The 23,286-nt window shown below is 65.2% G+C and carries 23 protein-coding genes; 12 read left to right on the forward strand and 11 right to left on the reverse strand.

Annotated features, from left to right (window positions below):
* Nucleotides 1–2: 2 nt before the first annotated feature.
* From B6V75_RS04330 to B6V75_RS04345, 4 genes are all read right to left on the reverse strand, one after another.
* Nucleotides 3–686, reverse strand: coding sequence for a TRAP transporter small permease (locus B6V75_RS04330; RefSeq protein WP_075774583.1), 684 nt, complete (start codon nucleotides 684–686; stop codon nucleotides 3–5).
* A gap of 113 nt (nucleotides 687–799) precedes the next feature.
* Nucleotides 800–1,810 carry a TRAP transporter substrate-binding protein gene (locus B6V75_RS04335; protein WP_075774582.1) on the reverse strand — a complete coding sequence of 337 codons (1,011 nt, stop codon included), beginning with the start codon at nucleotides 1,808–1,810 and terminating at the stop codon, nucleotides 800–802.
* Nucleotides 1,811–2,030: 220 nt separating this feature from the next.
* On the reverse strand, nucleotides 2,031–3,257 hold the full coding sequence (locus B6V75_RS04340) for a sigma-54 dependent transcriptional regulator (protein WP_075774581.1): 1,227 nt from the start codon (nucleotides 3,255–3,257) through the stop codon (nucleotides 2,031–2,033).
* The gene (locus B6V75_RS04345; protein ID WP_088718837.1) at nucleotides 3,254–5,002 is read right to left on the reverse strand and encodes an ATP-binding protein; all 1,749 of its coding nucleotides are present in this window, start codon (nucleotides 5,000–5,002) and stop codon (nucleotides 3,254–3,256) included. The genes B6V75_RS04340 and B6V75_RS04345 overlap by 4 nt, the downstream gene beginning before the upstream one ends.
* A gap of 121 nt (nucleotides 5,003–5,123) precedes the next feature.
* Here B6V75_RS04345 and B6V75_RS04350 point away from each other — a divergent pair, with 121 nt between their 5' ends.
* A complete protein-coding gene (locus tag B6V75_RS04350; protein WP_088718838.1) occupies nucleotides 5,124–6,314 on the forward strand; it encodes a cytochrome P450 in 1,191 nt (396 codons plus the stop codon).
* Between the two features lie 4 nt (nucleotides 6,315–6,318).
* On the opposite strand, the gene B6V75_RS04355 is transcribed toward B6V75_RS04350, so the two are convergent.
* Nucleotides 6,319–6,780 carry an Lrp/AsnC family transcriptional regulator gene (locus tag B6V75_RS04355; RefSeq protein WP_075774578.1) on the reverse strand — a complete coding sequence of 154 codons (462 nt, stop codon included), beginning with the start codon at nucleotides 6,778–6,780 and terminating at the stop codon, nucleotides 6,319–6,321.
* Between the two features lie 141 nt (nucleotides 6,781–6,921).
* Here B6V75_RS04355 and cobA point away from each other — a divergent pair, with 141 nt between their 5' ends.
* From cobA to B6V75_RS04390, 7 genes are all read left to right on the forward strand, one after another.
* Nucleotides 6,922–7,674 (forward strand): uroporphyrinogen-III C-methyltransferase, encoded by a 753-nt coding sequence (gene cobA / locus B6V75_RS04360; protein WP_088718839.1) that lies wholly within the window; start codon nucleotides 6,922–6,924, stop codon nucleotides 7,672–7,674.
* Nucleotides 7,671–7,958: a DUF2849 domain-containing protein gene (locus B6V75_RS04365; protein WP_075774576.1), complete on the forward strand. Its 288-nt coding sequence runs from the start codon at nucleotides 7,671–7,673 to the stop codon at nucleotides 7,956–7,958. Before cobA ends, B6V75_RS04365 begins: the two co-directional genes overlap by 4 nt.
* A 3-nt stretch (nucleotides 7,959–7,961) precedes the next feature.
* Nucleotides 7,962–9,629, forward strand: a complete 1,668-nt coding sequence (locus B6V75_RS04370) for a nitrite/sulfite reductase (protein WP_088718840.1) — start codon at nucleotides 7,962–7,964, stop codon at nucleotides 9,627–9,629.
* Entirely contained in the window at nucleotides 9,616–10,386 is a 771-nt protein-coding gene (locus B6V75_RS04375) for a phosphoadenylyl-sulfate reductase (RefSeq protein WP_075774740.1), read from the forward strand. Before B6V75_RS04370 ends, B6V75_RS04375 begins: the two co-directional genes overlap by 14 nt.
* Entirely contained in the window at nucleotides 10,383–10,754 is a 372-nt protein-coding gene (locus tag B6V75_RS04380; RefSeq protein WP_075774574.1) for a DUF934 domain-containing protein, read from the forward strand. Before B6V75_RS04375 ends, B6V75_RS04380 begins: the two co-directional genes overlap by 4 nt.
* Nucleotides 10,755–10,899: 145 nt before the next feature.
* Complete coding sequence (locus B6V75_RS04385) at nucleotides 10,900–11,718, forward strand: ferredoxin--NADP reductase (RefSeq protein ID WP_088719387.1); 819 nt, start codon at nucleotides 10,900–10,902, stop codon at nucleotides 11,716–11,718.
* Nucleotides 11,719–12,102: 384 nt separating this feature from the next.
* The gene (locus B6V75_RS04390; protein WP_088719388.1) at nucleotides 12,103–12,744 is read left to right on the forward strand and encodes a hemolysin III family protein; all 642 of its coding nucleotides are present in this window, start codon (nucleotides 12,103–12,105) and stop codon (nucleotides 12,742–12,744) included.
* Between the two features lie 7 nt (nucleotides 12,745–12,751).
* Here B6V75_RS04390 and tgt read toward each other — a convergent pair whose 3' ends face one another.
* Both tgt and B6V75_RS04400 read right to left on the reverse strand, forming a co-directional pair.
* The gene (gene tgt, locus B6V75_RS04395; protein WP_075774572.1) at nucleotides 12,752–13,879 is read right to left on the reverse strand and encodes a tRNA guanosine(34) transglycosylase Tgt; all 1,128 of its coding nucleotides are present in this window, start codon (nucleotides 13,877–13,879) and stop codon (nucleotides 12,752–12,754) included.
* An 82-nt stretch (nucleotides 13,880–13,961) separates the two neighbouring features.
* Nucleotides 13,962–15,095 carry a sugar-transfer associated ATP-grasp domain-containing protein gene (locus B6V75_RS04400; RefSeq protein WP_168174441.1) on the reverse strand — a complete coding sequence of 378 codons (1,134 nt, stop codon included), beginning with the start codon at nucleotides 15,093–15,095 and terminating at the stop codon, nucleotides 13,962–13,964.
* A gap of 193 nt (nucleotides 15,096–15,288) precedes the next feature.
* Between B6V75_RS04400 and B6V75_RS04405 the strand changes: the two genes are divergently transcribed.
* A complete protein-coding gene (locus B6V75_RS04405) occupies nucleotides 15,289–16,104 on the forward strand; it encodes an MBL fold metallo-hydrolase (protein ID WP_075774570.1) in 816 nt (271 codons plus the stop codon).
* Between the two features lie 3 nt (nucleotides 16,105–16,107).
* On the opposite strand, the gene B6V75_RS04410 is transcribed toward B6V75_RS04405, so the two are convergent.
* Genes B6V75_RS04410 through B6V75_RS04425 form a run of 4 tightly spaced genes read right to left on the reverse strand, consistent with a single transcriptional unit; the run spans nucleotide 16,108 to nucleotide 18,581 of the window.
* Nucleotides 16,108–16,302: a hypothetical protein gene (locus B6V75_RS04410; RefSeq protein WP_088718842.1), complete on the reverse strand. Its 195-nt coding sequence runs from the start codon at nucleotides 16,300–16,302 to the stop codon at nucleotides 16,108–16,110.
* Nucleotides 16,296–16,646 carry a GNAT family N-acetyltransferase gene (locus B6V75_RS04415; protein WP_168174442.1) on the reverse strand — a complete coding sequence of 117 codons (351 nt, stop codon included), beginning with the start codon at nucleotides 16,644–16,646 and terminating at the stop codon, nucleotides 16,296–16,298. Before B6V75_RS04415 ends, B6V75_RS04410 begins: the two co-directional genes overlap by 7 nt.
* A 5-nt stretch (nucleotides 16,647–16,651) precedes the next feature.
* The gene (locus B6V75_RS04420; RefSeq protein WP_088718844.1) at nucleotides 16,652–17,110 is read right to left on the reverse strand and encodes a DNA polymerase III subunit chi; all 459 of its coding nucleotides are present in this window, start codon (nucleotides 17,108–17,110) and stop codon (nucleotides 16,652–16,654) included.
* 1 nt (nucleotide 17,111) lies between these two features.
* Nucleotides 17,112–18,581: a leucyl aminopeptidase gene (locus B6V75_RS04425; protein WP_088718845.1), complete on the reverse strand. Its 1,470-nt coding sequence runs from the start codon at nucleotides 18,579–18,581 to the stop codon at nucleotides 17,112–17,114.
* A gap of 179 nt (nucleotides 18,582–18,760) precedes the next feature.
* Between B6V75_RS04425 and lptF the strand changes: the two genes are divergently transcribed.
* Genes lptF through lptD form a run of 3 tightly spaced genes read left to right on the forward strand, consistent with a single transcriptional unit; the run spans nucleotide 18,761 to nucleotide 23,249 of the window.
* Nucleotides 18,761–19,906: an LPS export ABC transporter permease LptF gene (gene lptF / locus B6V75_RS04430; protein ID WP_088718846.1), complete on the forward strand. Its 1,146-nt coding sequence runs from the start codon at nucleotides 18,761–18,763 to the stop codon at nucleotides 19,904–19,906.
* Nucleotides 19,903–21,021, forward strand: coding sequence for an LPS export ABC transporter permease LptG (gene lptG / locus B6V75_RS04435; RefSeq protein ID WP_088718847.1), 1,119 nt, complete (start codon nucleotides 19,903–19,905; stop codon nucleotides 21,019–21,021). The genes lptF and lptG overlap by 4 nt, the downstream gene beginning before the upstream one ends.
* Complete coding sequence (gene lptD, locus B6V75_RS04440) at nucleotides 21,021–23,249, forward strand: LPS assembly protein LptD (protein ID WP_088718848.1); 2,229 nt, start codon at nucleotides 21,021–21,023, stop codon at nucleotides 23,247–23,249. Before lptG ends, lptD begins: the two co-directional genes overlap by 1 nt.
* The last annotated feature ends 37 nt before the right edge of the window (nucleotides 23,250–23,286 follow it).

The raw sequence follows: 23,286 nt of genomic DNA on the forward strand, positions 1-23,286 counted from the left end.
CCTCAGTCACCCTTGTTGAAATGGGCCACGTCGGCCACTTGGTCTTCGGCTTCGTGGCTCACGATCAGCGCCGCACGCGTGCCCGTGGCGACCCCGATCGCCGCCTGTACGAAGCGGATCAGCAAAAGCGTCACGCCGATCGGCAGGATCAGATAGGGGATGAAACGCGGCAACTTGTCATAGGCCTCGCCCATGTTGAACCGGTCGCCGAGCCAGACGGCGAGCCAATCCGCGATCGGTACCTGGTCGGTCTCGTAGAAGGCGCGGTCGCGCGTCTCCTGGAAGCCGGTCGGGAACCAGCGCCCCGAGGTCTGCTCGAACCCGGCGAACGGCGCCCAGTAATCCCAAGCCCCTTTCAGCAGCAGGACCGCGTAGAGAATGCACAAGCCCGCCGCGACGAGGCTCATGGCCTTGCGCGGTCCGGGGCGCAGCATGTTGATAATTGCATCGACACCCAGATGCGCGGTCACTTTCACCGCATAGCTCATGCCCAGAAGTACCAGCCAGGCAAACAGGATCAGCGTCGTTTCCAGCCCCCAGATCAGCGAGGAGTTGAAGACGTAGCGCAGTACGACATTGACGAAGGTGATCACCGTCATGACGCCGAGGATCAACGCGATCAGCGTCTCCTCGAGGTTGTGGATCGCCCGCGAAAACCCGTTACGCGGCTCATAGCGCTGGCTCATGGCTCACTCCGGTCTGAGGTCGAGAGGTGAAAGTGGCGCGCGCGGGTGATGTGGGGGCCGCGCGCGCCGTGAGATCGGGCGACGGGTGGGGTCCGTCGCCCGTCCGTTCCGGATCAGTGCTTGGCGTTGATCGCCTGCGCTGCGTCGATGTTTTCCTGACCGACGTCATCCTTGAACTGGTCCCAGACCGGTTTCATCGCATCGACCCATTGCTGGCGCTGCTCGGGCGTCAGTTCGCGGATCGTCGCACCGGCATCGAGGATCGCCTGACGGTTCTCTTCGTTGACCTGGTTCACGGCGGCGTTGCGCTCCTGCGTGACCTCGTCGAGGATCGACTTGATCTGGTCACGCATCGCCGGATCGAGGCTGTCCCACCAGTCGACCGAGGTCACGACCATGTAGTCGAGCAGGCCGTGGTTGGTTTCGGTGATGCCGTCCTGCACTTCGTAGAACTTCTGGCCGTAGATGTTCGACCAGGTGTTTTCCTGCCCGTCGACCACGCCGGTCTGCAGCGCGCCATAGACTTCCGAGAAGGCCATCGGCTGCGGCGACGCCCCCAGCGCTTCCATCTGCGCGATCAGCACGTCGGAGGGCTGCACGCGGAACTTCAGACCCTTGGCGTCGCCCGGCACCAGCAGCGGCTTGTTGGCCGAGAACTGCTTGAGGCCGTTATGCCAGAAATCGAGGCCCAGCAGACCGCGACGCACCATCGCCTCTTTCATCGACTGGCCGACTTCGGAATTCTGGAATTCGTCCACGGCTTCCATGTTTTTGAACATGAAGGGCAGATCGAAGATGCGGTATTTCTTGGTGAAGGTCTCGAATTTCGACAGCGAGGGCGCAGCCATCTGCACGTCGCCCTGCAGCATCGCTTCCAGCACCTGATCATCGTTGTAGAGGGTGGAGTTCGGGTAGACTTCGACGCAGGCCTTGCCGTCCATCTCTTCGTTCACGCGCTTGGCGAACAGCGCCGCCGCGATCCCTTTCGGGTGCTTGTCGGTATTGGTGACGTGGCTGAACTTGATGACCATTTCGCCTTCGTCGCAGCCCGTCGGATCGGCCATTGCGACCGAGGCCGAAGCCATGAGGGCGAGCGCCGAAACGGCGGCGGTAAATTTCTTCATAATGTCCTCCCGGTATTCATGTCACGCCGGTCCTCCCCGGCATCGGGGCAAGCAGAAAGGCGCCGAGAGATCCGATCAACTGTTTCGTGAAGCTCTTGTGACAAGGCCGATTAACCAATCTAAGTCAAAGCCTTACGAGAAAGCCCCGATCCCGCGCCGACGAGGGGTGTGCGAAATCCCGCACAGATACAGGCGGCTGCGTGCGAATCCTCGCCCGCCCCTAGTCGCGGTAATCGTCGGGCCGCAGCCCATGGCGTGCGAGCTTGTCGTAGAAGGTCTTGCGCGGCAGCTTCAGCGCGGCCGCCGCCTCGGTCGCGTTGCCGCCCGCGCGGGTCAGCGCCTCGGCCAGCAGCGACTTCTCGACCGCCGCCATCCGCTCGGACAGGCCCAGCTCCGCCGGCGGCTCGCCCGCCTCCAGCCCCATCGCGAAGCGCATCGCCTCGGACATAAGTGCGCGGGCATTGCCGGGCCAGTCGCGGGCCATCAGCTGTGCGGTCATCTCGGCCGGGATTTCGGGCGCGCGCAGGTTGGCCTGTTCGCAGGCGGTGGCGACATAGTGGCGAAACAGCGCGGGAATGTCCTCGGGGCGTTCCGACAGCGAGGGGATACGCACCTTCAACGCCTCCAGCCGCCAGTAGAGATCGGGGTGGAAGCGCCCTGCCCGCGCCTCGCCTGGCAGGTCGCGATAGGTGCCCGCGATAAGGCGCGTGGCAGGCCGGGTCTCCAAGAGCTCGATCAGCGCGAATTGCGCCGGGCGCGGCAGGTCGGCCACCTCGTCTAGGTAAAGCGTGCCGCCCTCGGCCTGCGCGAAACCGGCCTCCAGCGCCTCCACGTCGAGGCCCGCCGCGGCGAGTTTAACGAAGGGACGGCGCGCATTGGTAGAGAGCAGATGGATCACCTCGGCGAGCTTGGAATTGCCCGCACCCGGCGCGCCGGTGATCAGCACCTCGGCGCCCGAGCGCGCCGCGCGACGGGCCGCTTCGCGCAGGCCCTCCGCCACCGGAGAGTCGCCAACCAGCATCCGTGCCGCGGCATCGCCACGCTTGCCGGCGGCCCGCGAGAACCGCGCTTCCATCACGCGCGCGCGCGTTTCCAGCGCCTTCTCGACAACGGCCAGCAAGTCTTTCCCTGCGCAAGGCTTTTCCAGAAAGTCGAACGCGCCCGCTGCCATCGCGCGCACTGCCATCGGCACATCGGCCTCGCCGGTCAGCAGGACGACGGGCAGCTCCGCATCGGCCTTCTGCACGAGGTCCAGCAGCGCGAACCCGTCCTTCCCGGGCATCCGGATATCGGTGACCACGATCCCCTCGAACTCGGTCGAGATATGGTCCTTCGCTTCGATATAGCTCCCTGCGAGCGTCGGCTTCAGCCCAGCCAGTTCCAGCGTCTGGCCTAGCGCCTCGCGCACCGCGCGGTCGTCATCGACAAAGAGAACCCGGCGCATCATGTCTCCACCTCGATTGGTCTGGGTTGGCTCGCAGCTTCGCGCAGATCGATGGTGAAACGCGCGCCGCCGCCGGGCACATTCTCGCCGCGCAGGTTGCCTCCGAACCCTTGCACAAGCCCGTAAGAGATCGAAAGGCCGAGGCCAAGCCCCTCTGCCGATCCCGCCTCCTTGGTCGAGTAGAACGGATCGAAGATACGCTCGGGGTCGCGGATGCCCGGTCCGGTGTCGCGCAGGCTGAGGCGGATCATGCCATCCGCGCGCGCCATGCGGATCGTCAGGCGACGCTCGGGCTGGCCCTCCATCGCCTCGATCGCGTTCGAGATCAGGTTGATGACGACCTGGCTGAGCCGCACCTCGCCACCCATGACGATCGCGGGGAAATCAGGACGCTGCCAGTCGACGGTGACGCCCGCGCGCTTCAGCCGTTCGTCGAGCATCTCGAGCGCGCTTTCCACCACCGCCGCGAGACCGACGCGGGTCGCGGGCTCGCTCTCCTGCCGCGCAAAGGCGCGCAGGTTGCGGATGATGCGCGCCATACGGTGCGCCATCGCCCCGATCTTGCCTAGCGTTTCGCCCGCCTCTTCTGTCCGACCGCGATCGAGCAGCAATTCAGCATTCTCTGCATAAGACGAGATCGCCATCAGCGGCTGGTTCAGCTCGTGACTGATCCCCGCCGACATCTGCCCCAGCGCCGAAAGCTTGCCCGCCTGCACCAGCTCGGCCTGCGTGCGGCGCAATTCCTCGTTCGCGGTCGACAGCTCCGCCGTGCGCTCCGCCACGCGAACCTCAAGCGCGGCATTTGCCTCTGCCAACGCGCGCCTGCGCTCCCACAATGCGAAGATCACCGCCCCCACGGCCAGAAACCCGGCCGCCGTCGAGAGCGCGGCAAGCCGCGCCGCGCGCAGCACCGGATCGGCGGCGGCGAGCGCGTGACCCTCCATCTGGATCACCGGCAATTCGCGCGACACATCCAGCGCGGGACCGGCGAGCGAGCCATCCCCCGACACCAGACGATGGCCCGCCAGATTGCGTTCGCGCAAGTGAAGCACCCCGGCGAGCGAGCCCGCCGGATAGGTCGCGGGATCGGGGCGTGCGCCCGGTTCGGACTGCAGCACCAGATCGGTCCGATTGGTCAGGAAGCTCACCCCGTCGGCATCGGTAAACCAGACGGGCACCGGGTTGCCGCGCCCCTCGGCCTCGACATCCTCGGCATTCAGCCGCAGCAGCACGATCCCCGAGACGCGGCCGCCAGAGGCGAAGACAGGGGCGGCGAAGACGAACAGCCGGTCGCCGGTATCGGGATCGACGAAATGTTCTGACCCAGTCGCGCCTTGCGCGGCGCGGGCCAGCGCCCGGTTCATCGTGACCCGATCGGGACTGTCCGCAGGGCCCGCGAGCACCGTGCCTCCCGGCGCGATCAGCCAGATGTCGCGCGCGCCCGCGTGGTCGGCCAAGCGCTGCAAGGTCAGGCTCACCGCGTCATCGCGCCACGTGCCGACCGCCTTGCCCCCTTCGGCAAAACGCCCCGCCAGCGCGACCACGTCGGGATGATCGGCGGCCAGAACGGCCACTTCGCGAAACTGCAGAAGGGCCGCCACCAGACGATCCGAGGCCAGCCGCAGGTCGGACTGCCCCTGCGCCTCGATCCGCGCCAGACCCTCGCGCGCCGAGACCCGCCACACCCCGATCGAGGCGGCGAGCGTCAGCGCGATCCAGATGAGCAATATGGCGACACGGCCCAGCATCAGCACTCTCCCGCCCTTTCCTTGCGACCAACGGCGCGGCAATGCAAGGCGGCGTGTTCGCTTGGTCTTGCATCGCGCGGCGCCTTCTGCCCAATCTGGCCTCCGACCAAACGGAGCGCCGATGCAGACCCTTTCCCAATCCCCGCTCGACCCAGATTTCGTGCAGAACCCTTACCCGTTCTATGACCGCGTGCGTCAAGGCGCGCCTCTCGTTCAATGGCCCGAATACGGGTTTCACGTGACTGCGCGCGCCGCGATCGTCGGCGCGGCGCTGCGGGACCGGCGGTTGGGGCGCGAAGCCCCGCCAGAACACGCGGTGGAGGTTCCGAAGCATCTCGAGCCCTTCTATGCGATCGAACGTCATTCGATGCTGGAGTTGGAGGCGCCGACCCACACCCGCCTGCGCAAGCTGGTGACGAAGGCCTTCACCCCGCGCCGGATCGCAGGCATGGAGGACGAGATCGCGACACTCTGCCACCGGCTGGTCGACGAACTGCCCGAGGGCGGCTGCGACCTGCTGGAGCATTTCGCGAAACCCCTTCCGGTGATCGTGATTGCTCGGCTTCTGGGCGTGCCGGAGAAGGATGCCGACAAGCTTCTGGCATGGTCGAACGCCATGGTGCAGATGTATCAGGCCCGCCGCGACATCAGCCTCGAAGAAGACGCGGCGCGGGCCTCAGCGGAATTCGCGGAGTATCTCGGGGATCTGATCGAGACCCGCCGCAAAGCGCCCGGCGACGATCTGATCTCGGAACTGATCGCGGTCGAGGAGGAAGGCGTTCACCTGAGCCGCGACGAGCTGATTTCCACCGTGATCCTGCTCCTGAACGCGGGTCACGAGGCGACCGTCCACCAGATCGGCAACAGCGTGAAGACCCTCGTCGAGCAGACCGTCGCGCCGCATTGGCTGGAGTCAGAGCGGATCGACGGCACGGTAGAGGAACTTCTGCGTTTCGATCCGCCGCTGCACTTGTTCACGCGATGGCTCTACGAGGACATGGAGTTTCAGGGGCAAATGCTGCGGAAAGGCGAACGGATCGGGCTGCTACTCGCCGGTGCGAACCGCGACCCGTCGGCTTGGGACGATCCGAGCGCCTTCGACCCGTCCCGCGCGGTACGCATCAATTTCAGTTTCGGCGCGGGGGCGCATTTCTGCATCGGCGCGCCGCTGGCCCGGCTGGAGTTGAAACTCGCGCTGCCGATTCTGATGGAGCGGCTACAGGGGCTCGATCTGCCGCGCCGCCCCTATTACGCCGATCTCTACCATTTCCACGGGCTGGAGAAGCTGGAGACCACCTACACCAAGCGCTGATCGCTCACAGCGGCAGTGCGGTGGTGGATTTCAGCTCTTCCATCGACAGAAGCGCCGTGACGTTGTGAATTTTCACTTCCGAGATCAGCGCCTGATAGAAGCGGTCATAGGCGCGCGCATTCTCGACCCGCACTTTCAGGATGTAGTCGATATCGCCGGCAAGGCGGTGCGCTTCCATCACCTCGGGGCGCGCGCGCAGGGTGGCGAGGAACTTGTCCTGCCATTCGGCCTCGTGCTCGGACGTTCGGATCAGCACGAAGAAGCAGGCGTCGAACCCAAGCGCCTCGGGATCGAGGATCGCGGTCTGCTTTCCGATCACCCCCGCCGTGCGCAATTTGCGAATCCGGTTCCAGACCGGGGTCTTGGAAGAGCCTGTTTTCCGCGCGATTTCGTCGAGCGACTGGCTCGCATCGTCCTGTAGCTCCGCGAGGATTTTCCGATCCAGCTCGTCGATCTGCACCGCCATTCCGATTTCCCTCCGATAGAAAGAAGATTGTTACTCCCATCAAATCCTTAAGGAACAAATGTCCTTATTGGCAAGGGCATATAGCCAAAAACGAGAACATTTTCCTATATTAACGCTCAAGACGCAGACGAGGAGCGTGACATGGAAACTCTCGAAACTCAGACCCAGGTGACCCTTGCCGGCGCAGGTCCGGGCGACCCGGACCTGCTGACCGTGGCGGTGCTGCGCGAGATGACGTGCGCCGATGTCATCCTGCACGACACGCTGGTGAGCGCCGAGGTGCTCGCACTTGCAGGTCCGCAGGCGACGTTGATCGAGACCGGCAAGACCGGTTTCGGCCCCTCGATGAAGCAAAGCGACATCTCGAACCTGATCGTCCGCCTCGCGCGCGAGGGTCAGCGGGTGCTCCGCCTGAAATCCGGCGATCCGGGTGTGTTCGGGCGGCTGGGCGAAGAGTTGGACGCGCTCGACGCGGCCGGAATCGCCTATCGCGTGCTGCCGGGCATCACCGCCGCTTCCGCCGCCGCCGCATCGCTCGGCCAGAGCCTGACCGAACGCGGCCGCAATCGCGAGCTGCGCCTGCTCACCGGCCATGACGCCGACGGGCTCGCCGAACAGGATTGGACGGCGCTCGCTCGTCCCGGCGCGGTCGCGGCGATCTACATGGGCAAGCGCGCGGCCCGCTACGTGCAAGGGCGCCTGATGATGCATGGCGCCTCCCCCGCGACCCCGGCCTGCGTGGTCGAGAACGCTTCGCGCGCCGATCAGGTGATCCGCCCCGCGACGCTCGCCACCCTGCCCACCGTTACCGCCGAGGCCAAGGGCCCCGCCGTGATCCTGCTGGGCCTCGCCCCGCGCGACGCCCGCATCGCCCTGAAGGAGGTCGCGCTATGAGCAAGAAATTCATCCCCGGCGTGATCAGCGCCAACGATCTGCGCGAAGGCCATGTCGTGTACATGAACGACGCGGGCCAATGGGTTCTGCGCCTGAGCGACGCCGCTTTCCTCGACGATCCGGTGATTGCCGAGATGTGGCTCGATCTGGCCAATGCGCAGCCCGACAAAGTCGTCGGCGCCTATCTCGCGCCCGCCACGCTTGGCCCGAATGGCCCCGAGCCCGCGCATTTCCGCGAGGCCTTCCGCGCCTCCGGCCCTTCCATTGAGCTACCCGGGAGCTGATCCATGTTCCAACCCAGCGATTTCGACCGCGCCGCCGTCCGCGCGCGCGCCGAGCAGTTTCGCCATCAGGTCGCGCGCCGCCTCGACGGCAGCCTGACCGAAGACGAGTTCAAGCCGCTGCGCCTGATGAACGGGCTCTATCTTCAGCTGCACGCCTACATGCTGCGCGTGGCGATCCCCTATGGCACGATCAACGCGCGGCAAATGCGCCAGCTCGCCAAGATCGCAGATGTCTGGGATCGCGGCTATGGGCATTTCACGACGCGCCAGAACATCCAGTTCAACTGGCCGAAGCTGGTCGATGTGCCGGACATGATCGACGCGCTGGCCGATGTCGGCATGCACGCGATCCAGACCTCGGGCAACGCGATCCGCAACACGACGACGGACGCCTTCGCGGGCGCCGCCGCCGACGAGATCGCCGATCCGCGCCCCTATGCAGAGTTGATCCGTCAATGGTCCACCGACCATCCGGAATTCCAGTTCCTGCCGCGCAAGTTCAAGATCGCGATCAATGGCGCGCGCGCCGACCGCGCCGCGATCCGCGGCCACGATGTCGGCCTGCAACTGGTCGAGCGCGATGGCGAGATCGGTTTCCAGGTCTTCGTGGGCGGCGGTCTGGGCCGCACCCCGATGATCGCGAAGGAACTGCGCAGCTTCCTGCCAGTGGCCGATCTGCTGCCCTATCTGGAGTCGATCGTAGCGGCCTGGAACCTCGCAGGCCGGCGCGACAACAAGTATAAGGCACGCATCAAGATCACCGTGCACGAGCTTGGAATCGAGACGTTTTCCGAGATGGTCGAGGCCGAATTCCCGGCCCGCCGCGCGGCGTTCAAGGGCGCAGATCAGGCGATCCTCGCCGATCTCAAGGCGCAATTCGCGCCGCCCGTTTTGCCTGCGCGGGAGAGCAAGAGCTTCGAAGCCGCGCTCAATGTCGATGCGCTACTGCGCGACTGGGCCGCACGCTCGGTCTCGCCCCACCACAACCCCGATTACGGAGTCGTCACGGTCAGCCTGAAGGATCACGGCGCGCCTCCGGGCGATGCCACCTCGGACCAGATGCGCCTGTTGGCGGAGCTTGCCGAACGCTACGGCCAGTCGGAGCTGCGCATCAGCCACGAGCAGAACGTGATCCTGCCGCATATCGCGAAGGCTGATCTGCCCGCGCTGTTCGAGGCCCTGCGCAAGGGCGGCCTCGCTACTGCGAATATCGGCCTGACCTCGGATATCATCGCCTGCCCCGGCATGGATTACTGCGCGCTGGCCACGGCCCGCTCGATCCCGCTGGCACAGCAGATTGCGACCCATTTCCGCGACCTCGGGCTGGAGCAGGAGATCGGTGCGCTCAAGATCAAGATTTCGGGCTGCATCAACGCCTGCGGTCACCACCATCTGGGCCATATCGGCATCCTCGGTCTCGACCGCGCGGGCGTGGAGAACTACCAGATCACGCTTGGCGGCGACGCGACCGAGACGATGGCGCTTGGCGAGCGCGCTGGCCCCGGCTTTGCCTATACGGAGGTGATCCCCGCGCTGGAGCGTCTGCTGCGTGCCTATCTCGAACTGCGCGAAAACGCGACCGAGAGCTTCCTCGAAGCGCTGCGTCGCCTTGGCCCGGACCCGTTCAAAGAGGCGCTCTATGCAGAGGCTCAACGCCATGCCGCTCAATGATCGCCCGGATATCGCAACGCGCGTCGCCGGGCTGAACGAACGCTACCGCCACCACGCCGCGACCGCGGTGATGGAGCGGGCGTTGCGGGACGCTGACGTGGGCGAAGTCGCGCTGGTCTCCTCCTTCGGGGCGGAGTCGGTGGTGCTCTTGCATATGGTCTCGGTGATCGCGCCCGGCACGCCGGTGCTGTTCATCGACACGCAGATGCTGTTTCCTGAGACGCTCGCCTATCAGCGCGACGTCGCGCACAAGCTGGGCCTGACGAATGTGCAGGTGATCCAGGCCGATCGGGCCGCGATCGCCCGCGACGATCCGGATGGAACTTTGCACCAGTACAGCACCGATGCCTGCTGCACACTGCGCAAGACGGTGCCGCTGGAAAACGCGCTCTCGGGCTATGACGCCTGGATCACCGGGCGCAAACGCTTTCAGGGCGGCCAGCGCGCGGCGCTCGACTTCTTTGAGGTCGAGACCGAGGCGCGGATGAAGATCAACCCGCTCGCCCATTGGGACAAGCAGGATGTGCAGGATTACATGGTCGAGAACCGCCTGCCGCGCCATCCGCTCGTGGCGCAAGGCTATCCCTCGATCGGCTGCGCGCCCTGCACCTCGCCTGTGAAACCGGGCGAGGACGAACGCGCGGGCCGCTGGCGCGGCGCCGCCAAGACCGAATGCGGCATCCACTTCATCGGCGGCAAGGCCGTACGTGTGAACAGTGAGGGCCAAGTGATTGAGAACAAGGAGAATGTGGCATGAGCGTGATCGTTCGCGACGACGGCTTCCACGAGGATGACTTCACCGGGGCGAGCCTCGATATCGCGCCGGAGACCGATGCGGGATATCTGCCCGCGCTGATCGACGGCGCCGAGATGATCCGCGTCCTGTTCCCGACCTTCTCGGACGGGCGTGGCTTCTCGCTGGCGCGCCGCATCCGTGCGCTCGGCTATTCCGGCCGGCTGCGCGCGGCGGGCCCGCTGATCGCGGATCAATACGCGATGGCGCGGCGCGTCGGCTTTGACGAGGTCGAAATCCCACCGGAGCTGGCCGAGCGCCAACCGCAGGCGCAATGGCTATTCCGCGCCGACTGGGCCGCGCATGACTACCGCGCGCGGCTTGCCGGCTGAGGCTTTCGCCCGCATCCGATATCCGATAAACCCCACCCGTGACCGGCAATTGAGCCAGATCAAGGGCCAGCGCTGACGCAAGCTGTATCCGATCTGCATATTTGCCAGACCGAGGCGCCTGCCCCGGCCCGAGAGAGATATGACAATGAACGAGAGCGCCGTGACCGAGATCCCCAAGGTGAAAACCCTGCCCGACGCGCAGACCGTGACCGAAGTGACCCACTGGACGGACCGGCTGTTTTCCTTCCGCGTGACGCGGCCGCAATCCCTGCGCTTCCGCTCGGGTGAATTCGTGATGATCGGACTGATGGGCGACAATGGCAAACCGCTGCTGCGCGCCTATTCCATCGCCTCGCCGAACTGGGACGAGGAGCTGGAATTCTACTCGATCAAGGTGCCCGATGGCCCGCTGACCTCGAAGCTGCAGCATATCAATGTGGGCGACCAGATCATCCTGCGTCCGAAGCCCGTGGGCACGCTGGTCCATGACGCGCTGCTGCCCGGCAAGCGCGTGTGGTTCCTCGCCACCGGCACCGGCATCGCGCCCTTCGCCTCGCTGATGCGCGACCCCGAGACCTACGACAAGTTCGACGAGGTCATCATGATGCATACCTGCCGGACCGTCGCCGAACTGGAATATGGCCGGCAGCTGGTCGAGAACCTGATCAACGATCCGCTGATCGGCGAGATGGTCGAGGGCAAGCTGAAATATTACCCGACCACGACCCGCGAGGAATCCCCCCATATGGGCCGGATCACCGACAATCTCGAGAACGGCAAGGTGTTCAAGGATCTCGGCCTCGAGCCGATGAACCCCGAGACCGACCGCGCGATGGTCTGCGGCTCGCTCGCCTTCAACAAGGACGTGATGGCGGTGCTCGAAGGGTTCGGCCTGCGCGAAGGCGCGAATTCCGAGCCCCGCGAATATGTGGTCGAGAAGGCCTTCGTCGGCGACGGCATCTGAGCATATCTGGGGGCGCTGCCCTCGCCGGCGGCGGACCGCGGCAAACGTCAGAGAATGAGGGGGCTCTGCCCCCTCGGGCTTCGCCCTCACCCCCGGGATATTTGAACAAGCCCGATGGGAACACCCGACGCGCGGCCGAACCGGTCGCGCCGGGTGCCGTCGGTCTTGACGGTCATCGGCGTCCCCGCCTGTACCGTGCTTCGTTTATCGCCGCGAATTAGTTGAATTCTCGTTAATGCCTTCGGGTTTGCGCATATATCCTCATGGGGGGCACGCCAGCGCGCGGGCGCAGCGCCCCTTCGTGACCCAGCGTTTTTTCCGTCACGGCTTGGGAGATCGCCTCATCGTTGCTATCTTGAAAGGATGACCGAGGGGATCACCACGATGACGCGCCACCAATTGAGCCACAGCTTTCGCGAACATGTCGCCGATGGCGTCGTCCATGTGCTGGGCGTCGTTTTCGCCGTGGCAGGCGTCAGCGCGCTGATCGTCTGGGCCTCGCTCGCAGCACCTGCGGGGCGCGTCTGGCCTCTTGCGGTCTATTCTGTGGGGCTGATCGCCTCTTTCTCGCTCTCGGCCGCCTATAACCTGACGCTGCATGCACCGACGCGTGCGGTGTTGCGGCGCTTCGACCACGCGGCGATTTATCTACTGATTGCAGGCACATACACGCCGATGGCGCTGATCGGCCTCGGCGGGATCGCGGGCTGGGCGCTGACCGCGACGGTCTGGGCGCTCGCGACCTTCGGCATCGTGATGAAGCTCGGCTTCTTCCACCGCGCGGAGCGCACGGGGTTCTGGCTCTATCTGGCGATGGGCTGGCTCGGGATGATCGCGATGTGGCCGTTGATCGTGGCCCTGCCCTTGCCCGCGCTGATCCTGCTGGTCGTGGGCGGGCTGACCTATACGGTCGGCGTGATCTTCTACCAGACCGAACGCATCCCCTTCTCGCGCGCGATCTGGCACGGCCATGTGCTGGCCGCAGCCGCGACGCATTACGCCGCGGTGATCGTGATCTCGCACTGAGCGGGGTTCAGAGCGGCTCGATATCGCCCATCGCGCGGGTCTCGTGGAATTCCGAGACGAAGCGCGCCAGCGCCCCCTCGTCGATCGCCGCGCGCAGGCCCGCCATCAGTTCCTGATAATAATGCAGGTTGTGCCAGGTGAGCAGCATCCCCGAGATCATCTCGCCGGAGCGGAAGACGTGGTGCAAATAGGCGCGCGAGTAGTTCGAGCAGGCCGGGCATGTGCAGGCCTCGTCCAAGGGGCGCGGGTCGTCGGCATGGCGGGCGTTCTTGATGTTCACCTGACCGCGCCGGGTCCAGGCCTGACCCGTGCGCCCCGAGCGCGACGGCAGCACGCAATCCATCATGTCGATGCCGCGCTCGACCGCGCCCACGATATCATCGGGTTTGCCGACGCCCATCAGGTAGCGGGGTTTGTCTTGCGGCAGCATGCCGGGCGCATAGTCGAGCACGCCGAACATCGCCTCCTGCCCCTCGCCCACGGCGAGGCCGCCGACCGCGTAGCCCTCGAAGCCGATTTCCTTGAGTTTCTCGGCACTTTCCTCACGAAGCTCACGCGTCACGCCGCCCTGCTGGATGCCGAACAGCGCATGGCCCGGACGGTCGCCGAAGGCGTCACGTGAGCGCTGCGCCCACCGCATCGAGAGGCGCATGGATTTGGCCACTTCTTCCTCGGTCGCAGGCAGCGCGGGACACTCGTCGAAGCACATCACGATGTCCGAGCCCAAGAGCTTCTGAATCTCCATCGAGCGTTCGGGCGAGAGCATATGTTTCGAGCCATCGACATGGGAGGCAAAGGTCACGCCTTCCTCGGTCAGCTTGCGCAGAGATGCCAGGCTCATCACTTGGAACCCGCCGGAGTCGGTCAGGATCGGCTTGTCCCAGTTCATGAACTTATGCAGCCCGCCCAGACGCGCCACGCGCTCTGCACCGGGGCGCAGCATCAGATGGTAGGTATTGCCCAGCAGAATATCCGCGCCGGTCGCGGCCACGCTTTCGGGCATCATCGCCTTCACGGTGGCGGCGGTACCCACGGGCATGAAAGCCGGCGTACGGATCTCGCCGCGCGGAGTCGAAATCGTCCCGGTGCGCGCCGCGCCGTCGGTGGCCTTGAGGGTGAAGCTGAACTTGGTCATCTGGGGCTCTCCTTCGGCCCCGGCTGATAGACCCAAAGCGGCGCAAAGGGAAGGCCGCGCGCGGCAGCAGAGCGAAGAGCGATCAGAAGGGCAGCAGGCTCTTTTTCGGGCGGAACTTCACACCGCAGCTTTCGAAAAAGGCGCGCACCTCCGGAGTGAGCATGCCGCGACCATTGGAATATTGCGGAAGATCGAACCCGCCGCCTGCGTTGATCTCTACCACAACGGGGCCATCCGCAGTGATGGCGATATCGGTGGATTGATACCGGACGGGGGCGAAGCTGCGCGCGGCCCGCTCGTTGATTTCGAGGAGTTCTTTCCAGAAAGGCAATTCCATCCCCATCAGGCCAGGCCGGTCGGGGTGATCTTCGAGGAATTCGACCTCGATCCCGCGTCGCGCGACGGTGCGAATGCGACCGGTCGGGACGTCGATTCCGCAGGCGAGATTTCCGGGGCGCCAGAACGCATCGGCGATATTATCGCCTTGCGGCAGCTTGATCGCCGCCATTGGCACACGCAGCCCGTCATTCGTAAGCAGGTTCACCATCCGCACCGTGGCCAGCGCAGAGGCATAAGGCTGCAAGGCGGCGTGGTTCTGGAGCACCGGCTGAAGCACATAGGCATTCTTGGCGAGGGTCTGCTCGACGAAATCGTCGTAGCTCATCGGCTCCTGGCCGGCGCAATGGATCATCTCGGCATCCGCGTGTTCGATCCGGAACGCACCGAAGCTGACCATGCCATCCACGATCTTGCCGAAGAATTGCTGCCCTGGGCGCGCGAGAAGGAAAGCCCTCAGCTGGTTCGCATCGCTGATCCGCTCCCCCATCCCGTGGTAGAGGCGCTGCGAGGGGTCGAGCACAGCGACAGTCTCGGGGATCGGCACCCCCGCGGCGCCAAGAAGCGTTGAGGCCAGCGCCTTGTCCTCTGCGGCGCTGTACCAGCCGCGGTTGTTCACGACATTGACGATCGGCCAGTGCAGGTCGTTGGACAGGAACCGCGCGCGCTCTGCCTGATCGTGGCGTGCAATGTCGTAAAGCCCGAAGCGCACATATTCGACGAGGTTGATCCGCGTCTCCGACTTCGCAAGTTGGCGATAGTCGCGCAGCACCTGCAACACCGAACGGCCCGACTTCTTGGCCGCGTAAACCAGAAGATTCTGGAAGGAACTGTCGCGCGCGCTCTGATAAGCGGTTTGGTCGAGTGTGGCGAGGGACATGGCGGCCCCAAGTGAAACAATCATCGATCTTTCGTTGAATTTGATCCTATGAAGAAACGCCGCAAACTTGGGCAAAGCGACGATCTTTTCGCGGTCAGCCCTTTGAAATCGTCGGGGGTCGCACGGCATCTTACGTAGGGGCATAGACCGGAATCAGCTTTTCGCTTTACGCTAAGGCAAAAGGAGGCTCGCCATGTTCCGCGCCCTACTTCTCGCCCTCTTCACCACGCTTGCGCCGGTCGTCGCGGCCGCGCAGAACCAGCGGATCAGCCACTGCATCGCGATCGCCGATGCAGCGCCCGGGATCGAATATCTGCACAAGGCCAGTTGGTCCGACCCGGTGCCGGACCAATCGGTGCGGCTGCATTACATCGACCATTCGATGGTGCTGTTGCAGACCGAAGGCGGGCTGTCGGTCATTACCGATTTCAACGGCTGGACCGGCGGGGCCCGGTTTGCCCCCGATTACGTCACGATGAACCATGCCCATTCGAGCCATATGACCGATATGATCCCGGACGGGACGGTGGCGCTTAAGGGCTGGTCGGATCAGTTCGGCATCGCTGCCGAGCATCATCTCGATCTGGGCGAGATGCTGATCCGCAATGTGCCCACTGATATCCGCAGCTGGGGCGGGGTCGAGGAGAACGGCAACTCGATCTTCGTTTTCGAGGTGGCGGGGCTGTGTATCGGCCATCTGGGCCACCTGCATCACGAACCCGATCCCGCGCAATATGCGGCGCTCGGGCGGCTCGACGTCGTGATGGCAGCGGTGGACGGGTCCTACACGGTCGATCAGCCGACGATGATCCGCATCCTGAACCGGTTGCGCTCACGCATCGTGATCCCGGTCCATTGGTTCGGCGAGCCGACCCTGCAGAGCTTTCTCGACGGGATGAAGGGTGTCTTCGCGGTGGAGCGGCCCGGCGTGAGCGAGGTGATCGTCTCGCTCAGAACCTTGCCGCGCGAGCCGACCGTGATGGTGCTGGAGCCCGACCGGCTGCGGTAGCGCTCACCAGATCTCAGGTCTCTGGAAGGCTGCCACGCAATGCGGCCTCCCCGCGAAGGTGCCGAGCGGCGTCGGCGTCAGGGATTGGCCGAGCCAGCCCTGCGGGATCGTCAGCGGATAGGGCGCAGCAATGGCGGCCTCGACAATCGGAGCAAATCCCACCCGTCCGTAATAGGCCGGATCGCCATAGGTCAGCACGGCCTCGAACCCGCCGCTGAAAGCTCCGCGAGGGCATGACGGATCAGCCTCTGCCCGACGCCCTTGCGTTGCTGCGTCGGGGCGACTGCCGCCGGCGAAAGCAGAAAGACGCGGCGTGGATCTTCGACATAGCGCAGGCGGGTGAAGCAGACTGCGCCGATGAGGGTCTCTCCGTCGCGCGCGACGAAACAGTACAGATCGCCGGGGTCGGTTCGGGCGAGGATGTCGCGCACGAGCGACCCGATCAGCGTACCTTCGTCGGGGCCTTCGGAGGCTGCGAAGCTATCCGCGAAGAGACCGGCGAAGCGCTCCGCATCTCCGGCATATCCTGCGCTGATCTCCACCCGGCTCAGCTCTCCGCCTTCTTCTCCCAGCGGCCGCCCTCTTCCGACCAGTAGATCGCTTTCGCGCCCGCGCCGGTGAGTGTCTTCCACTGGCCGCGCGCATGTTGCACCGCCTGCGGGTCGTTGCCGTCGAACAGGATCCAGACGCGTTTATGGGCGTCGGTCTCCTCCGCCGCGACCTCGGCACCGTCCACGGCCATCATCGCCTCGCGCCCGTCGCCTGCGGGCGTGGTGCCCAGCAAGATCGGCTGCAAAGCGTCATGTGGCCCGCCTGCGAGCCCGTGCGGCAGAAAGCTCGCCTCGCTTCCCATCAGCCAGAGCCTCTGGTCGAGCCAGTCGAGGCGCGCGGAATCGGTACCGCGCAACTCCACCTTCCAACCCTGCTCCACCGCCCGGGAGGCGAGGTTCAGCACCACCTCCTCGAGACTGGAGCGGGTCAGATGGTAGAAATTGACCTGCCCCATCTCAGGCTTCGAACTTGTCGCGGATAAGGCGGTCGAGCATGCGCACGCCCCAGCCGGTCGGCCCTTTCGGGGCCAGCGTGGTCTCGTTCGGCGGAAGCGCGACGCCCGCGATGTCGATATGGCACCACGGCACCTCGTCCTTGACGAAGCGCTTCAGGAAAGCGGCCGCGGTGATCGCGCCGCCCCAGCGGTTTCCGACATTGCGCATATCCGCGAGCCGCGATTTCAGCGCCTTGTCATAGGCGGGCTGCAGCGGCATGTGCCATGCGCCCTCGCCCTCGGCCTTCGCCGCTTTAAGAATGTCGGCTACAAACTTGTCATCATTGGAGAAAAGGCCCGCATTCTCGTGACCGAGCGCGACGATCACCGCGCCGGTCAGCGTGGCGAGATTGACCATCGCCTTGGGCTTGAACCGATCCTGCGCATACCAGAGCACATCTGCCAGAACGAGGCGGCCTTCGGCATCGGTGTTGATGACTTCGATCGTGTCGCCCTTCATCGAGGTCACGATATCGCCGGGGCGTTGCGCGCGCCCGTCGGGCATGTTTTCGACGAGACCCACGAGGCCCACGACATTCGCCTTGGCCTTGCGCAGCGCCAGCGTGCGCATCACGCCCGAGACGACGCCTGCGCCGCCCATATCCATCGTCATCTCTTCCATGCCCGCGCCGGGCTTGAGCGAGATGCCGCCCGCATCGAAGACGACGCCCTTGCCGACGAGCGCGAAGGGCGCCTCACCTTCCTCGCCGCCCTTCCACTGCATGACGACGAGTTTGGAGGGCATTTCCGAGCCCATGCCGACACCCAGAAGCGCGCCCATGCCGAGCTTCTTCATGTCCTCTTCCTCGAGGATTTCGACATCGAGGCCCAGCTCCTGCATCGCGGCGAGGCGGGCGGCGAAGTCGTCGGTGGTGAGGATGTTTGCGGGCTCGTTTACCAGATCGCGGGTGAAGAACACCCCCTCGGCGAGTGCTGCATGCGGGGCAGCGGCAGCGGCGACTTCTTCGGGCTTGTCGACCATGATCGTCACCGGGCCGAAACCCTTCTTGCCCTCGCCGGTGTGATAGTCGAAGCGATAGGCGCGCAGCGCTAGCCCCAGCGACAGATCAGCCGCGCGCGGATGGCCTTGCGCCACCACGAGAACTCCGGCTTCGCCGAGCTTGGCCCCGATCGCGGCCCCCGCCTTGCGGGCCTCGTCGGCACTGGATTTCCGGTCGAGCCGCACCAGCTGCACCGCTTCGGCGGCGATCGCGGCGGGCCAGCTCAGATCCATCGCCTCGCCCGCACCCAAACCCGCGAAGGCTTCCGACTCCACCGCGCGTTTGATCGCGCCCTTCATCGCGCGGTCCAGCTTGCGCCCGGCCTGGCCCAGCTTGCCGTCCCCGCCCACGATCAGAGCGATCCGCCCGCTTTGGGTGGCGAAACCCTCCGGATCGGTTTCCTTGAAGGCGATGGCGACGGGTTGGGTCATGTGGGGCTCTCCGCAGATGGGACCGTCGCGCGGATCGGCGGCGCGCGGTCGCGATTGGCATCATTTCGCGCGAGAGCCTAGCCCTGCCTCCGGAAAATGAAAAGCACCCCCGCTGCGCCCTTCCCTCACTTCGCCCGACAGGCTAGAGAAAGGGAAATATTCGGGGGTATTGAAGGGTCGTGACGCGACTGGACAGATATGTTTTGTCCAAATTGATGGCGCTGTTCGGGTTTTTCGCGCTCGTGCTGGTCTCCGTCTATTGGGTCAACCGGGCTGTGATCATGTTCGACAGCCTGATTTCGGATGGCCAGACCGCAACGGTGGTGCTGGAATTCACCGCGCTGACCTTGCCTTACGTCATCCGCATCGTGCTGCCGGTCGCGGCCTTCGCCGCCACGATCTACGCGTTCAACCGGCTCGATCAGGACAGCGAACTGGTGGTGATGCGCGCCACCGGAACATCGAACTGGCGGCTGGCGCGTCCGGTACTGGTCTTCGGGCTGATAGCCTCGGTGATGATGGCGTTGCTGGTGAACTTCCTCGTCCCCGCCGCGAAGGCCCGTCTGGCCGAGCGCCAGCAGGAGGTCGCGCAGAACCTGACCGCGAAATTCCTCACCGAAGGCACGTTCCAGCATCCCGCGCCGGGCATCTCGATCTATATACGGCGCATTTCTGATCTGGGGGAGTTGCAGGATATCTTCGTCTCCGACAGCCGCTCGGCACAAACCAGCACGATTTATACCGCCGACAAGGGGGTGATCGTGAAGACCGAGACGGGGCCGAAACTGATCATGTTCTCGGGTATGGCCCAGACCCTGCGCAAACCCTCCGATCACCTGTCTGTCACCCGCTTTGCCAATTTCACCTACGACATCGGCTCCTTCCTCAAGTCCGGGAAAGCGCGGGCGCCGAAGATCGACGAGATGATGACCCCGCGCCTCGCCGCGATGATGGCGGGGAGCGGTCTCGAGGCGACTCCGGGCGCCGACAGCGCCAAGGCCGCCCGCGACGCGCTACGACTGGAGCTTGCTCGGCGGATCACGCAACCGCTATTGGCCCCGATCGCGGCGCTGATCGGATTCTCGGCGCTGATGATGGGTACCTTCTCGCGCTTCGGCATGTGGCGGCAGATGACGCTCGCGATCGGCGGGCTGATCGTGATGCAGGTACTTCAGAACGCCGCAGAAACCAGTTCCGGGCGCGACCCCTCGCTCTGGCCGAGCCTGATTGCGCCGACGCTGGGCGGGATCGTGATGGTGCTGTTCATGCTGTGGTGGTCCGGTCGTCCGCGCCGTATCCGGCCCAAGCGGGAGGCTGCCGCGTGACGCTTGCTCTCTATCTTGCGAAACGGTTTCTCCGCAGCTTCCTGATCGTCGCGGCAAGCTTCTGGAGCATCCTGTTCCTGATCGACGTGGTCGAGGAAATCCGCCGCTTCTCCGATCAGGGGCTGAGCCTTTTGCAGGTCTCGTTGCTCTCCGCGCTAAACATCCCGGAGACGCTTTACACGATCCTGCCGCTGATCGTGATGCTGTCCTCCGTGGCGCTGTTCATCTCTCTCGCGCGCAGTTCGGAACTGGTCGTGATCCGGGCCGCGGGCCGGTCTGCACTGCGTATGCTGGCCGCACCGATCGCGGCGGCGCTGTTGCTCGGGCTGCTGACGCTGCTGGTGGGCAACCCGCTCGTCTCGGCCACGTCGAAGCGCTATGAGACCCTGCTGGATCACTACACCTCCAATGGGGGCTCGACCGTGTCGATCGGGCGCGAAGGCGTCTGGATGCGACAAAGCGCGGGGCTTTCCTCGGACGGCAAAACGCTCGCGCAGGCGGTGATTCATGCCGATCGCGCGAATGGCGATGCAACGACGCTGCATGGAGTGACCTTCCTGATTTTCGACCCTCAACGCGGCCCGGTGCGCCGGATCGACGCGAAAACCGCGACGCTGGTGCCGGGCGCGTGGCAGTTGCAGGACGTGAAAGACTGGCCGTTGGGCGACTCCACCAACCCCGAGCGCGACGCTACGATCGAAGACAGCCTCTCGCTGCCCTCCGACCTGACGGTGGCGAGCATCCGCGACAGTTTCGGCAAGCCCTCCGCAGTGCCGATCTGGCAATTGCCGGGCTTCATCGCCTCGCTGGAGGCCGCAGGCTTCTCCGCGCGCCGCCATATCGTGTGGCTGCAGATGGAGCTCGCGCTGCCGGTGCTCTTCGTTGCGATGGTCCTGATTGCGGCGAGCTTCACGATGGACCATGTGCGCTTCGGCGGCATCGGCGCGAAGGTTCTTTTCGCCTTGGCCGCCGGTCTGGGCTTGTTCTTCCTGCGCAATATCGCGCAAGTTCTGGGCGATAACGGACAGATTCCCGTTCTACTCGCGGCCTGGGCGCCGCCGGTGATCGGGTTGATGCTGCCGCTGGCGCGGCTTCTGCACCGGGAGGATGGGTGATGCGGCGGCAATTCGGCGCTTTGGCAGGACGGGCGAGCGCTCTGGCGCTGATCGTCGCGCTTGGCGTGGCAGGGCCGCAGCCCGGGCGCGCGCAAGACCAAACAGCGACCGATACGGCCCCCGCAACGCAGGGTGCGGCGATCCCCTCCTCGGACGAATTGGCGACGCTGCTGGCCGATCGGGTCGCGATCCGCAACCAGAACGAGTTGGTCGCGGAAGGGAATGTCGAGGTCTTCTACAAGTCGAACCGGCTGTCTGCAAAACGCGTGGTCTATGACCAGAAGGCCGACAAGCTTTACCTCGAAGGTCCGATCCGGCTGGTTCAGCCCGGCCAGTCGCAGGCGGTGATCCTCGCCTCGCAGGCAGAACTGTCCTCCGACCTGCAAAACGGCATCCTGCTGAGCGCGCGCATGGTAATGGCGCGCGAATTGCAGCTCGCCGCCGCCCGGATCGAGCGGCGCGAGGGCGCGATCACCATCATGGACAAGGTCGTGGCGTCGTCTTGCGAGGTATGCCGGACCAACCCGACGCCGCTCTGGGAAATCCGCGCGAGCCGCGTCGTGCATAACGCGACGACGCGCCAGATCGTATTCGAGGACGCCCAGTTCCGCGCGGCGGGCGTGCCGATCGCCTACCTGCCTCGGCTGCGGCTGCCCGCGCCAGGCGTGAAGCGGATGACGGGCTTCCTCGCTCCGCGTTTCCGCACCACGAGCGGTCTCGGCCCGGGGCTTCTGGTACCCTATTTCATCGCGCTCGGACCCAGCCGAGATCTGACGGTGACGCCCTATTTCGCCACTTCGCGCACCGAGACACTGAACCTGCGCTATCGGCAGGCCTTCAACTGGGGCAAGATGGAATGGTCCGGCGCGCTGAGCAATGACGACATTCGCAGCGGCACGCGCGGCTATCTCTTCGGCGATCTCGAGGCGGAGCTTCCGCGCGAGTTTCGCCTGACCGCGCAGCTTCGGCTGGTCAGCGACGACAGCTACCTGCTCAATTACGGTCTCAGCGACGATGACCGCCTGTGGTCGGGCGTCACGCTCGAACGGGTACGCAGCGACGAATTGATCTGGGCCCGCGTCGGCAATGTCCACTCGCTGCGCGCGGGTGAGAGCAACGCCACCGAGCCAATGCTGAGCGGCACCGGAGAATGGCTCCGCACCTTCCGCCCCGCCGGGGTCGGCGGACAGGCCAGCGTGCGGTTTTCCACCCTCGCCACGCGGCGCGCTTCGAATGCGACGGTCGATCTGAACGGCGACGGTCGCCCCGACGGGCGCGACATGGTGCGTGGCTCGCTCACCGCCGATTGGCGGCGCAACTGGCTGTTCGGGCCGGGCATGCTCGGGTCGATCGAGACCCAATTCGCGGGCGACATCATCGAGACCAACCAGGACCCCGACTTCAGCGAAACGATCCTGCGTGGCCAGCCTACCGTCGCCGCGGAGATCCGCTGGCCCTGGGTCAAGACGAGCGGTCGCGCGGCCTATGTGATCGAGCCGGTGGCACAGGTCGTCTGGGCACCGGATCACCTGAAGGACGCTCCCAACGAGGACAGCCAGCTGCCTGAATTCGACGGCGGCAACCTGTTCTCGCTGACCCGCTTTCCGGGCGAGGATGCCCGCGAGACGGGTTTGCGCGCCAATGTCGGGCTCGGCTGGACGCGTTATGACAGCTCCGGCTGGTCGCTTGGCGTCGCGGCGGGCCGTGTGTTCCGCCAGCGCGACCTGAACCAGTTCTCGCAGGGCACCGGGCTGTCGGGCACGAAATCCGACTGGCTTCTCGCGACCCATCTCGCAACCGCGAACGGGCTGACGCTGTCGAACCGCGCGCTGTTCGACGATAACTTCTCCGTGTCGCGCGACGAGGTGCGGCTATCGCGGGTCGGAACTGACTTCGACATCTCGGCGGGCTATCTCTGGCTCGAGAAGAACCCCGCCGAAGGACGCGACGACAACATGTCCGAGCTGATGCTGGACACGGCGTGGCGCTGGGGCGCCGGCTGGTCGGGCACGATGAGCACACGTTACGATTTCACCGCCGAGCGCGCCGCGCGCGCCAAGCTCGGCCTGCGCTACCAGACCGAATGCATCGCGGTTGATCTTTCCCTCTCGCGCCGCTTCACGTCATCCACTAGTGTAGCCCCTGAGACCGATTTCGGCCTATCCGTCCAACTCGTCGGCTTCGGCGCGAGCGACGGTGCGCCCGCGCGGCGAATGTGCGGAAGTTGAGGCCGGGGATCGCAAAGCGGCCCAGCGGGCCCAGAGG

Origin of the sequence: Thioclava sp. F1Mire-8, assembly GCF_002213165.1 — a bacterium.
In the GTDB taxonomy this organism is placed as follows: domain Bacteria; phylum Pseudomonadota; class Alphaproteobacteria; order Rhodobacterales; family Rhodobacteraceae; genus Thioclava; species Thioclava nitratireducens.